The organism is Buttiauxella massiliensis, assembly GCF_902500225.1.
Taxonomy (GTDB): domain Bacteria; phylum Pseudomonadota; class Gammaproteobacteria; order Enterobacterales; family Enterobacteriaceae; genus Buttiauxella; species Buttiauxella massiliensis.
Genome location: NZ_LR722650.1, coordinates 129,400 through 141,369, shown reverse-complemented (window position 1 = coordinate 141,369; position 11,970 = coordinate 129,400). Strand labels below are relative to the sequence as shown.

Annotated in this window: 11 protein-coding genes; 3 read left to right on the top strand and 8 right to left on the bottom strand. The window is 45.1% G+C overall.

The window, feature by feature from the left end; all coding sequences use genetic code 11:
* Positions 1-29: 29 nt before the first annotated feature.
* The 6 genes from GC128_RS05195 to GC128_RS05170 all read right to left on the bottom strand — a co-directional run bounded on the left by GC128_RS05195 (position 30) and on the right by GC128_RS05170 (position 6,496).
* Positions 30-722, bottom strand: a complete 693-nt coding sequence (locus GC128_RS05195) for an L-ribulose-5-phosphate 4-epimerase (protein ID WP_151993401.1) — start codon at positions 720-722, stop codon at positions 30-32.
* An 88-nt stretch (positions 723-810) separates the two neighbouring features.
* Positions 811-1,785: a TRAP transporter substrate-binding protein gene (locus GC128_RS05190; protein WP_151993400.1), complete on the bottom strand. Its 975-nt coding sequence runs from the start codon at positions 1,783-1,785 to the stop codon at positions 811-813.
* An 18-nt stretch (positions 1,786-1,803) separates the two neighbouring features.
* Positions 1,804-3,084 carry a TRAP transporter large permease subunit gene (locus GC128_RS05185; protein WP_151993399.1) on the bottom strand — a complete coding sequence of 427 codons (1,281 nt, stop codon included), beginning with the start codon at positions 3,082-3,084 and terminating at the stop codon, positions 1,804-1,806.
* The gene (locus tag GC128_RS05180; RefSeq protein WP_151993398.1) at positions 3,081-3,572 is read right to left on the bottom strand and encodes a TRAP transporter small permease; all 492 of its coding nucleotides are present in this window, start codon (positions 3,570-3,572) and stop codon (positions 3,081-3,083) included. Before GC128_RS05180 ends, GC128_RS05185 begins: the two co-directional genes overlap by 4 nt.
* 24 nt (positions 3,573-3,596) lie before the next feature.
* Entirely contained in the window at positions 3,597-4,598 is a 1,002-nt protein-coding gene (gene yiaK / locus GC128_RS05175; RefSeq protein ID WP_151993397.1) for a 3-dehydro-L-gulonate 2-dehydrogenase, read from the bottom strand.
* 611 nt (positions 4,599-5,209) lie between these two features.
* Positions 5,210-6,496 (bottom strand): esterase-like activity of phytase family protein, encoded by a 1,287-nt coding sequence (locus GC128_RS05170; RefSeq protein WP_151993396.1) that lies wholly within the window; start codon positions 6,494-6,496, stop codon positions 5,210-5,212.
* A gap of 158 nt (positions 6,497-6,654) precedes the next feature.
* Between GC128_RS05170 and GC128_RS05165 the strand changes: the two genes are divergently transcribed.
* The gene (locus tag GC128_RS05165; RefSeq protein ID WP_151993395.1) at positions 6,655-8,193 is read left to right on the top strand and encodes a methyl-accepting chemotaxis protein; all 1,539 of its coding nucleotides are present in this window, start codon (positions 6,655-6,657) and stop codon (positions 8,191-8,193) included.
* 121 nt (positions 8,194-8,314) lie between these two features.
* Here the strand turns inward: GC128_RS05165 and GC128_RS05160 are convergent, their stop codons facing one another.
* Positions 8,315-8,734 carry a GNAT family N-acetyltransferase gene (locus GC128_RS05160; protein ID WP_151993394.1) on the bottom strand — a complete coding sequence of 140 codons (420 nt, stop codon included), beginning with the start codon at positions 8,732-8,734 and terminating at the stop codon, positions 8,315-8,317.
* 229 nt (positions 8,735-8,963) lie between these two features.
* Here GC128_RS05160 and GC128_RS05155 point away from each other — a divergent pair, with 229 nt between their 5' ends.
* Positions 8,964-9,512, top strand: a complete 549-nt coding sequence (locus tag GC128_RS05155; RefSeq protein WP_151993393.1) for a GNAT family N-acetyltransferase — start codon at positions 8,964-8,966, stop codon at positions 9,510-9,512.
* 91 nt (positions 9,513-9,603) lie between these two features.
* Here GC128_RS05155 and GC128_RS05150 read toward each other — a convergent pair whose 3' ends face one another.
* Positions 9,604-10,716, bottom strand: a complete 1,113-nt coding sequence (locus GC128_RS05150) for a cobalamin-independent methionine synthase II family protein (protein WP_151993392.1) — start codon at positions 10,714-10,716, stop codon at positions 9,604-9,606.
* A 240-nt stretch (positions 10,717-10,956) separates the two neighbouring features.
* Here GC128_RS05150 and GC128_RS05145 point away from each other — a divergent pair, with 240 nt between their 5' ends.
* Positions 10,957-11,874: a bestrophin family protein gene (locus GC128_RS05145; RefSeq protein WP_151993628.1), complete on the top strand. Its 918-nt coding sequence runs from the start codon at positions 10,957-10,959 to the stop codon at positions 11,872-11,874.
* The last annotated feature ends 96 nt before the right edge of the window (positions 11,875-11,970 follow it).

Genomic DNA, 11,970 nt, shown 5'->3' with positions numbered 1-11,970 from the left:
TTTATAATTAATGTGAATATTCTTGATGGCTACTTTTGTCCATAATATGAGTTTTTACCATGCTTACGATTGTAATGCTTATCTAACAAAGCAGGATTGATCATTATGCTTTCATTAATCACCCTGGTAGAAATAGCCATTGCCGCGACTTCCTCCAAAACAACTGCATTATGCACAGCATCAAAAGAATCTTTTCCCCAAGAGAATGGAGCATGGCCAGAGATAATGACACCAGGTATAGCATGAGGATCTAAATTATTTTTGTTAAATGTTTCAACAATGACTAACCCTGTGTTTTTTTCATACTCAATATTGATTTCATCATTCGACAACTGTCTGGTGCAGGGTACATCACCATAAAAATAATCTGCATGTGTAGTTCCCAACGCAGGGATATCTAATCCCGCTTGTGCCCACACAGTTGCATTACGTGAATGAGTATGAACAATACCACCAACACCCTTAAATGCTTTATATAACTCCAGATGTGTAGCCGTATCACTGGAAGGATTTAGACCCCCTTCAATACGATTGCCGTCTAAATCAACAATAACAATGTCATTGACATTCATAGCATCATATTCAACACCAGATGGTTTTATAGCAATAACACCTCTATCTCTATCAATTTCAGAAACATTTCCCCACGTGAACGTTACCAGTCCATATTTAGGTAACTGGAGATTAGCTCTTAACACACGTTCTTTTAGATCATTAAACATTTAACACCATCCGTTTAGTTAAATTAAAGAAAATAAATAGTCTAACTTTTCACCAACAGGAAGACTATTTATTTAATACCGTTGCAGATTATTGAACTGCAGCTTGGATTTCCTTAATCATGGCATCACCATTTGTTTTGATGTAAGAGTTCCATGCTGGTTTTGCGGCGACCTGGAATGCAGCACCATCTACGTCTCTATTCACTTTCATTCCGTTTGATTCAAGCTCGCTGATCATTGTATTTTCTTTTTCAATACTCAATTTGCGCTGCAAATCTACGGCCTCTTTAGCAACTTCAGTAATGATTTTTTGATCTTTTGGACTCAGCGTATTAAATTTTTTATAGTTCATTGTTACAACTAAAGGTGAATATGCATGCTGTGTCAGGCTTAGGTATTTTTGAACCTCATAAAATTTAAATGACAGGGTCACACCTAGAGGATGGTCTTGCGCATCTACAACACCGGTTTCCAATGCGCTATACAATTCAGCTACAGGAAGTTGCTGCGGATTGGCTTTAAGCTCGTTAAACATATCATTAAGTGCTTTAGAATCATTCACTCGCATCCGCAAACCAGATAGATCTGTTGGGTTTTTAATTGGTCCACGATTGTTAGTTATATTACGATAACCATTTTCTGGATACCCCAACCCTTTCAGGTTCAGCGCTTCCATTTTTGAAAATACTTCACTTCCTGGTTTTCCATCAAGTGCTTTATATGCTTCCACTCGGGTTGGGAAGATAAATGGTAATTCAAAGGCAGCCGCTTCTGGAATTATGCCTGAGTAGTTATTCAGCCCAACCATGGAAATATCCACAATGCCAGAACGTGTTCCATCAATCATTTGCTTATCATTACCTAACTGACCTTGAGGGAAGACATTCACTTTAATCTCCCCATTAGTCCGTAATTCTACTTCTTTTTTAAAGAATAATGACATATTTTGCTGAAGATCTGATTCAGGCGCTGCATGAGCTAATTTTAATGTAGTTTGTGCAATGGCTGATGAACAAAATGCCAGAGTTGATATAATTCCAACTATTCTATATAAATTTTTCATACTCTCTCCTTAGTGTAATTAACCAATTACAAGTTGCATTGGTACTGTAATGATTTCCGGAAACAGAACGAACATCGTTAAAAGCATTAAGTATGCAGCAATAAATGGTATGACCCCTTTAACCGCTGTAGACATTTGAACTTTAGCAACACCACATACTACATTTAATACCGTACCAACTGGTGGTGTAAGTAGGCCTATCGAACAATTAATAACAAACATCAAGCCAAAGTAAGTTGGGTCAATCCCCGCCAATTTTACGATTGGCATTAATAATGGGACCAGTATCAAAATTGTTGGACTTAGATCCATTACCATGCCGACACAAAGTACTAGCAACATAATGACGGCCATTAATAATCTTGGACTATCCACCAACGGCCCTAACATTTCGGCTAATTGTTGTGGCAACTGAGCAACAGTTATCAACCATGCTGCAACCATCGCACAGCCGACCAAGAACATCACCATAGCTGTAGACCTGCCAGCCGCCAATAAAATGTGGAAGAATTTTTTAAAGGTCAACTCACGATAAATAACTGTCGATACAAATACCGCATATGCAGCTGCAACAACAGCGGCCTCGGTTGGTGTAAAGATACCAAAGCGAATACCAACAATAATAATGATTGGTAGGCATAATGCCCAAATACCATCCTTCAATGCTGCTCTTCTTTCTTCTTTACTTGCGCGTTCTACAACATCTAATTTTTCTTTTTTTGCTATGTGTCCCCAAACAAGCATCAGGGTTAATCCCATTAGCAAACCAGGAATAATACCGCCCAGGAATAAGTTTTTAATAGAGATACCACCTGCAACACCAACGAGGATTAATGGTATCGATGGTGGAATAACCGGGGCGATAATACCGCCAGATGCCAACAATCCCATTGACGAGCCTTCAGGATATTTTCCAGCCTTCATCATTGGGTAAAGGATACTGACCAATGCTGCGGCATCCGCCACCGCGGACCCAGATAAACCAGCCAGTAACACAGAGGTCAATATTGCGACATAACCAAGACCACCTTTCCTATGCCCGACATACGTAGTTGCCAAACGAACAATTCGTGTAGACAAACCACCCGTTGACATGACCTCCCCTGCCACTAAGAAAAATGGAATAGCTAGTAAGGTGAAACTATCAACCCCATTCAGCAACCCTTGAGCAAGAATATCTGCACTAAACATATCCATATGGAACATCAATGCGATGGATGATAATAACAGGGCAAATGCAACTGGCAAACCGAGCAGTATTGATATAATTAGTACTGATAAAAATATCGCCAAAGTCATTGTTTACTCTCCATCTCATCTAAATCCAGTAACCAATCAGGGCTAATAATTCGGACAAGTGCAATAATTGTCATTAATGCGCCGGATACTACACCTGCTAATGCGAATAGTGCCGTTGGTAATCCAGTCAGTTGTGATACATCTTGCCAGGTTGACATCATCTGTTGATGTGAGCCGATTAATAACATTCCCACTGATACTAAAATCACCACTGAACAAATACGTCTTAATAATGGTACGCATTTAGGCATTAATTTTTCTGTAAATTCAGCAACAGCAAGATGCTCGCCTCGACGTAATACAACGGCAGCACCGAGCATTACAACCCACACAAGACCTAAGCGAGATAATTCTACGGATGGACGTAAACCTGAAGAAAATCCATAACGCAAAGCGACATTGGTAAAAACTAGTACGATCATGCAAGCTAAAATGGCAGCCATAAATATATCGATGCAACTCCAGACCCACTTAAATACTTTTCGCATAGCCCCCCCCCGGTTTCGATATTTTTACAATGATTTAATTTGCTCCCAAATTTCATCATGAATTTCGATACCACCGGATTTTTCGTGTTTATCAATAAAGTTTTTTATTTCAGAACCAGCAATCATCACAGAGCCACTTTCCGCTGGTTCAGAAGCTAATACATAATCACGAATGCGCTTCATTTCATTTGCGAATTGGTCTTGATCAATAGTTCTGGAGAGGTCAATTGCAATTAAAAATTGAGATACACCAAATTCCCCACCCATATCTTCGGTCAATGCTGGCACAGAATTACCGCCAGAAATGGCTGTAAGCATCATATCCAGCACTATTGCCATTGAAGATCCTTTCCAGAATCCCATTGGCAATAATCGTTTATTCTTCCATAAAATATGAGGGTCTGTAGTCAGTTCACCGTTATCATCAAAACCACCCACAACCGGCAACTGTTTATCGGCAAGAACATAATTTTGAAGCTGCCCGTAGGAATACTGACTCATTGAGCAGTCAACTAAAACGGGTGGATCCCCTGCAATTGCCATAATAAGAGGGTTTGATCCTACTCGGTGGTCTTTCCCGCCCCATGCAGGCATCACTGCAATAGAGTTTGTTGAAGCAATACCTGCAAAACCTTCACGGGCCATTTTCAAAACATACGTTCCACCGCGCATCCAGTGATTAGAGTTGCGCATCCCGACCATGCCAATACCAAACTCGCGAGCCAGTTCCATTGCACGCTCGGAACAAATCAAACCATTCAATACACCAGGACCAAATTTACAATCCCATTGCTCAAGTGCGCCCATGCTGTTTACACATTCAGGGGTGTTGTTTAACTGTATTTGTCCCTTATCTACTTGATCAATAAACACAGGGAAGCGATTTATACCGTGTGAATAAGTCCCTTCATTTGCCATTTCGACAAAACCTGCAGCAAGTTTTGTCGCCATTTCAGGCTTCATATCCCTTGCCAGCAAAACGCGCTCATATTCTTCCTGCAGTTTCTTAGTTGTCACTAATGCCATTTTATTATCCTGTAGATTCCATAATGCGGAATCAGCACTATCAAGAATTCCGTTTTCCTTGTCATCATTTCCATTTGGGTTTCATGACAACATGCACAAAAAAACATCTTTTGTGATGAGTATCACCCGGCATTTGTTATGAAAATGTTGAAATTCCGCTTGTAATAAGCTCACTAAAAATACACATCATTTACAAAAGATCATAAAACCGAAACATGATGATGAAAGAGAGGAGATAAATTAGTAACAAATGGGATTGCATTGCGGGATTTTGCATTGCCCTAAACTGGATTTACCCGTTCGGACTATGCCTGAAGTACTGCACAACAAGTCATTCACCAAACCCGTAAAGAAAAAGATAACAGCCGGGTCCACCCGTATCAGGCATTTGACTTACTCTGCCATGATGGTCGGCTCAGACATATTGAGGATGAACGTAGGAGAAGTGTCTTTGAGGTGTGTTAGCAAAAGGAACACTTTGCTTGTTAGTGTGGGATTTACTGCAAAATTGGTGGGCGTTGCGTGCTCTAATCTTCCCTACAAATCTACACAACAACACCGGTTTTTGTAGGTCGGGTTAGCGTTAGCGACACCCGACACATTTCGAATAATTATTTCAAGGCTTTCGGCAGCTTAATCACCCACAGCTCGTTTTGCGATTCGGGTTTCTCCAGCGGTTTTATGGAGACTTTCGTGGCATCGGACTTGTCTACAACCGATTGCAGGCCGAAATCATTGTCGTTAATCACCGCAATAGTTTGGTTATCAATCAATGTCATCCCTTCGGCTTTTTCCTGCTGCCAGCCGAGTTTGCGCAAGTCGACGACTTCTTTTTTGCTCGCCAGTTTAATACCACGCGCCTGCAATTGTGCCGCGTCATCAAATTCTGGTGCTTTGTCTTTATCAAACGAACTCAGATCGCTGGCCTGGCTAAGATCAACCACATAAACCAGGTTGCGCATGACTTTGTTTTTGTCGCCGCCCTGCTCGATTAGCAGCAGGCGGTTGTTATCCAGTGCGACGATGTCACCAATTTTAGCGTCTTTGGCTTTCTTATAGACATCTACGTCAATAGGATAACCGTACATTTTCGTTTTGCCGGTTTCCGGGTTAAAGCTCACCAGACGGGTAAACTGCGCGCTGTTTTTGCTTTTCCCTTCGATATCCAACGTACTTTGCACGGCGGCGATAATACGCCCGTCGGGCATGCGTGTAATCCCTTCAAAACCACGGTTAGCCTGACGCCATTTGATAATATTTGGCAAGCCACCCGCCACACCCTGCTCACCTTGTTCTGCTTGCGGGCCATATTTTTTGAGGATTTTGCCATTAGCGTCGATATTGATGATGAACGGGCCATATTCGTCACACAACCAGTAACCGCCCTTGCCATCCGGGGTGATCCCTTCGGTATCCAGGCCACGTTTATCACTCGATAACTGCTGCAAAGTATCGCTCAAAGCGATTTCGTTGGTTGCACCAATCAAGCCTTCCGGCAGCGGTAAACCGCTGATAGGACCATTCTCATCATGTAACGCATGTGCATCGATCGCCTGTGCTTTGCCATCAGCCACGCGGATGGTCATCAGTAATGGGGTAAATTTCGGGTTGGCAAAAATCTTCGAGTCTTTTTTACCCGCTTTCGGGGAGTCGGCATTCGGACCGCGATCCGTCACCGTAGCAAACACCAGCGCATCACCATCTTTACGAATAAATTGCAGCCCCGAACCCACGCCAACCGGTAAACCGTCCGGGAAGTTGCTGGCATAAACCCCTTTGTATTCAACATGGTCACCTTGCGGGAATGTGACAACGTAACGGTCAACCTGCGGTTGTGCTGCCTGAGTTGCCAGAGGAAATAAAGTGGTCAATAACAGCGCAAATGGTTTTAATTTCATGATGTTCGCATCCCTTATTTTGGTCATCGATTTATAAAGCAGCCTTATGACAGAAATATGACGAAAATAAGTCCGCTAAATTTCTCGCCCCGAATGCCGATAACCCACAAGCACTGGCTGAAACGAGTCAGGTTTATTTCTAACGATAAGGGTATTTCATGTCCGTAAGGCGTTTTTCTATTTTAGTTTTCAGCACATTGCTGCTTATTTTCTTAGTCAGCACAGCCTCCAACATCTGGTCACTCACCCGTAGCAACCAGTCTCTGGATAACGTCAACCGGGAAATCCGTGTGGTGTTATCGGTAATCGATCCAATCAACCACAGCCGCACCATGCGCGTTCGTGCAATGGAAGCGTTAGAAGAGCGTGAGCAAGGGTTAAACGATCAGGGGCAACAGGCACTCAACGGCGCACAATCGGTACTTGAGAAGGCAAACGCCGCATTTCAGGCTTATCTTGAGGAACCTAAACAACCAGGTGAACAGGTGTTGACTGATTCCTACCAGAGCGCGTTTGTGAATTATCGTGAGCAAGGCTTACAGCCCCTGCTGGATGCTGTCCGCGCCAATGACATTCCGCGTGCTCGTGCGCTGGTGACATCCACCCTGCCACAACTGGATAAGCAATTTGAAGTCGCACTGGATAAATTACTGGCATTCCGCCAGCAGTATGCGCAGCAGCTCAACAAAGATGCTCAATCTGGTTTCAAACAGAGCCTGGTGAGTATCGCGATTTTTGCACTGATCTTCGCCGTTATTCTCGGTGCCGTGTACTGGCTGCTGAAAAAACGAGTACTCAACGAACTGGATAAAGCCAAAGAGCATTGCACTGAAATCGCCAGCGGTATGTTGCATACGCCGATTGTGGCCAGTGCCAATGACGAGATTGGTGCGATGATGCGCGAGCTTGAGCAAATGCGTGTGTCACTGGCAAGCATTATTGGCCAGGTGCGTGAGTCCAGCCAAACCGTGGCATACGCCTCCGAAGAAATTGCCGCCGGTAACACCGACCTTTCTGCACGCACCGAAGAGCAAGCGTCATCGCTGGGTGAAACTGCGGCCAGCATGGAACAGTTAACCGTGACGGTGAAATCTACTTCCGACAATTCTCACCAGGCAAATAAGCTGGCAAATGGCATGTTGATTGCCGCCAATGACGGCAACGAGATTGTTAGCGAGGTGATTGATTCAATGCGTAATATTGAGTCCAGTTCCAGCAAGATCGACAACATAATTAGCATTATCGAAGACATTGCTTTCCAGACCAATATTCTGGCGCTGAATGCCGCAGTTGAAGCCGCACGTGCGGGCGAGCAAGGCCGTGGGTTTGCCGTTGTGGCAACAGAGGTACGCAACCTGGCCCAGCGTTCATCGGTGGCCGCAAAAGAGATCAAAGAGCTTATTGAGCTTTCTGGCGAGCAGGTCAATATCGGTAGCAATCTGGTGAACCGCGCGGGTGAAAGCATGCAACGCATTTCCAACGCTATCAAAGAAGTCACCGGGCTGATGGAAGAGATTGCGGTGTCTACAGGCGAGCAAAGCCGCGGTATCGAGCAGATTAACCAGGCTGTGGTGCAAATGGATGTGGTGACGCAGCAGAATGCCGCGTTGGTGGAACAGGCTTCAGCGGCGGCTATGTCGCTAAAAGAGCAGTCGCAAGCGTTAAATGAAACGGTAGCAGTATTTAAGCTCGCGTGATGTGTATTAGCTCAGACCTTACCTGACATTGTCATACCATCGAGCTTGACCTTATGTGACAGTCCGCTCTGTGCCTGGAGCGGACGGTGCTGTCAGTTCAGTATATTAATCAATATAGGGATTATTGGTCATTACCGACCCAAACCAATGCCATGCCTTCGCTTACCGGCCGAACATTTTTAAAACCGAATTTTTCATATAGTTCGAGAACGTCGGCCATGAGGGTAATATAGGCACCCGGTGACACATGCTTTTCAAACCAAGACATTAAATTCTGCATAATCTTTCGCCCGAGACCGTTTCCTTGATGATCCGGGTCAACAGCAATATCGACAATCTCAAAATTCAGGGCACCATCACCGATGATGCGCCCCATCCCGACAATTAGCCCATCATACTCAATATGAACCCCGTAACAACTTCCAGGAAGTGCACGTTCCGCGGCATTTATAGGACGAGGTGTTAAGCCAGATATGACGTGTAAACGACAGAAATCTTCTGCAGATGGAACTGTGTTAACAAAAACGTATTTCTGATGCATTTTCCACTTCCAGGGTAGATGGCCACCTTTCAAATTTAACAATACACTAACATAAATGAGATCTAACTAGTGTATCGCTATGACTTCGCTAGTCAACTTTGTGCCTGGAGGGGACATTACTAACATCGCGTTGCATTAAAAATTAGGGAGCACGTCAAAGTGAATTACATTAAGTTTTGGACTAACAGAAAATTGTAATGGACCTTCTAATCAGTAAGGAAAAAAGCGCATGCTGATACCCACGCTAAAAACAGATCGTTTGCTATTAAAACCATTAGTTTCCAAAGATGCACTCCAGATTCAGAAGCTCTATCCGCGCTGGGAAATTGTGCGTTATATGGTGTCATCAGTTCCCTGGCCCTTTCCTGACAATGGTGCAGCTCATTACGTGAACAACATCGCGCTGCCCGCTATGGCAAAAGGCCATGCCTGGGTTTGGACCATACGGCACCGGGATAATCCAGACAATTTGATAGGGCTTATTTGCTTAGACGAAGCGGAAGATAATAATCGTGGTTTCTGGCTAGTACCTGAATATCAGGGACAGGGATTGATGCGTGAAGCTAGTATCGCGGCGACAGATTACTGGTTTAATGCTTTGAACAAGCCTGTTTTGCGAGCCCCAAAAGCGGCCGAAAATATACGTTCTCAGCACATTTCAGCCAGTAGCGGCATGCGACTAATCAAAACGGAAAAGAAACAGTTTGTCAGCGGGCTTCTGGACTCAGAATTGTGGGAGATTACTCGTGATGAATGGAATGCCCATCACTCAAGCTAACAGGATATAACGTCCGGATCTCACTCATAGCTGACTGTAAGATGTGATTGTGTCGAATCTCGCGTCAGCAACATCCGACACAATCACCGTTTTACCAAACCTTATCGGCAAGTTCCGTCACCAGGCGGACTTTTTCCCACTGCTGTTCTGGTGTCAGGCTGTTACCCTCTTCTGTTGAGGCAAAGCCGCACTGTGGGCTGAGGCAGATTTGGCTGATATCGACATATTGCGCCGCTTCGTTAATTCGCGCCTGAATCAACTCCGGGTTTTCCAACTCACCATTTTTGGTGGTGATCAAACCTAAAACGACCTGCTGATGACCCGGACGCACAAAGCGCAGCGGTGCAAAATCACCGGAACGGTCGTTATCGTATTCAAGGAAGAATGCATCCACATTGACGCTGCCGAATAACACTTCCGCAACTGGCTCGTAGCCACCCTCTGAAATCCACGTGGAACGGAAGTTTCCGCGACAAACATGCAGGCCGATAACCAAATCGTCCGGCTTTCCCTCCAGCGCTTTATTCAGTACCTGAGCATAGATTTGCGCCAGTTGGTCTGGGTCATCTCCACGCTCGCGGATTTCTTTACGTTGTGCATCGGAACACAGATAAGCCCAAACGGTGTCATCAAGTTGCAGATAGCGGCAACCTGCAGCGTAAAACGCCTGAATCGCATCGCGCCATGTCGTCGCCAGATCGTCAAAATACTCTTTTAAATCAGGGTATACATTACTGTCGATAGCATTACGGCCACCACGGAAATGCAACACGCTTGGGCTTGGAATGGTCATTTTTGGCACCGCGTCGCCGCTGATGCTTTTCAGATAGAGGAAATCTTCCAGCATTGGGTGCGAACCAAATCCGAGTTTACCCACCACACGCACACTGTGCGCCTTGGTCTGTACCCCATTAAACTGGATACCCTGCTCTGATTCATAACGTTCCACACCTTGCAGGCCGTCGAAGAAATCAAAATGCCACCACGCCCGACGGAACTCGCCATCAGTCACCACATGCAGACCGCATGCACACTGCTGCTCGACCGAAGCACGAATCGCATCATCTTCAACTTTGCGCAACTGGCTGGCATCGATTTCACCTGCAGCAAACGCGAGGCGAGCATTTTTGATAGTGGCTGGACGTAAGAAGCTACCGACGATGTCGGCACGGAATGGAGCGCGATGTAGTGTTGACTGTGGCATGTGTTTTCTCCGCTAACCCGGCTAATTAATTTAGTCAGGTGATAATTCATTATTTGAATATTTAGCCGTCTGGACGGCTATTTGTGTGATTGAGAATGGCAGATGCTGAACATGAGGGCAAACGAAGATCTTTCATGGTTATTGAAAATAATTCATGTTGTTAAGGCGATGTGAATTGCAAGTTGATCTACATCACACTTTGCCGTTAAATATGACGTCCTGTTTTTGAGCCTCCCAATTATGATTGTTCGCCCGCAGCAACACTGGTTTATCCGCTTATTCGTCTGGCATGGTTCGGTTCTACAAAAAATCTACTCCCGCCTGTTGTTGAATGTTGCGCTCTCGATAAGCGTTATCTTCTTCCTGCCATGGTATGAGACGCTTGGTTTAAAACTCACCATCGCCCCCTTTAGTATTCTTGGTGTGGCGATAGCGATTTTTCTCGGGTTCAGAAACAGCGTCTGTTACGCACGCTTTAACGAGGCTCGCACGCTGTGGGGGCAACTGGCGATTACTCAGCGTTCGTTTTTGCGCGAGACTAAAAGTCTGCTGGGAGAAAACCAGAGTCAGATTACGTCATTTGTGAATTTGCAGATTGCCTTTTGCCATGCGCTCAGGCTCACATTGCGTAAGCGCCCGGTCGAGGAGACGCTGAAAAAGTTCTTAACTGCCGATGAGTTACAGTGGGTGATGAAAAGCCACGCGCCCTGTAACCGTATACTATTGCTGATGGGTGACTGGCTTGCCGATAAGCGCAAACAGGGCCAGATTTCCGATGTGGTGTGGAGCAGCCTGAACCATCATCTGAACGATCTTTCAGCGGTTGCCGGAGGCTGTGAGCGTATTGCCAACACTCCGTTGCCGTTTGCCTATACGCTGATTTTGCATCGTACGGTCTACCTGTTCTGCATCATGCTGCCGTTCGCTTTGGTCACCGACCTACACTACATGACACCGTTCTTGTCGGTATTTGTTTCATATACCTTTATTTCGCTTGATACGCTGGCTGAAGAGCTGGAAGAGCCGTTTGGCACCGAAGACAACGACCTGCCGCTGGATGCAATTTGCAACACTATTGAGCGGGATTTGCAGGATATGGATGAGAGTGAAGAACTGCCTGAGAAGTTGCGGCCGAATCGCTATTATCGATTAAGTTAATCGATACTCTAAATAATTCGAGTTACGGAAAGGCGACCAGGCCGTAAGTCCCCAGGAACATAGATAACTATGTGACTGGGGCGCACGGGTGCAGTC

Excerpts from the sequence above, each read along its gene's own strand:
- GC128_RS05170 (WP_151993396.1), bottom strand. The coding sequence starts at position 6,496 with ATGAAATTAAAACCATTTGCGCTGTTATTGACCACTTTATTTCCTCTG.
- GC128_RS05155 (WP_151993393.1), top strand. The coding sequence starts at position 8,964 with ATGCTGATACCCACGCTAAAAACAGATCGTTTGCTATTAAAACCATTA.
- GC128_RS05160 (WP_151993394.1), bottom strand. The coding sequence starts at position 8,734 with ATGCATCAGAAATACGTTTTTGTTAACACAGTTCCATCTGCAGAAGAT.
- GC128_RS05165 (WP_151993395.1), top strand. The coding sequence starts at position 6,655 with ATGTCCGTAAGGCGTTTTTCTATTTTAGTTTTCAGCACATTGCTGCTT.
- GC128_RS05145 (WP_151993628.1), top strand. The coding sequence starts at position 10,957 with ATGATTGTTCGCCCGCAGCAACACTGGTTTATCCGCTTATTCGTCTGG.
- GC128_RS05190 (WP_151993400.1), bottom strand. The coding sequence starts at position 1,785 with ATGAAAAATTTATATAGAATAGTTGGAATTATATCAACTCTGGCATTT.
- GC128_RS05180 (WP_151993398.1), bottom strand. The coding sequence starts at position 3,572 with ATGCGAAAAGTATTTAAGTGGGTCTGGAGTTGCATCGATATATTTATG.
- GC128_RS05150 (WP_151993392.1), bottom strand. The coding sequence starts at position 10,716 with ATGCCACAGTCAACACTACATCGCGCTCCATTCCGTGCCGACATCGTC.
- GC128_RS05185 (WP_151993399.1), bottom strand. The coding sequence starts at position 3,084 with ATGACTTTGGCGATATTTTTATCAGTACTAATTATATCAATACTGCTC.
- GC128_RS05195 (WP_151993401.1), bottom strand. The coding sequence starts at position 722 with ATGTTTAATGATCTAAAAGAACGTGTGTTAAGAGCTAATCTCCAGTTA.
- yiaK (WP_151993397.1), bottom strand. The coding sequence starts at position 4,598 with ATGGCATTAGTGACAACTAAGAAACTGCAGGAAGAATATGAGCGCGTT.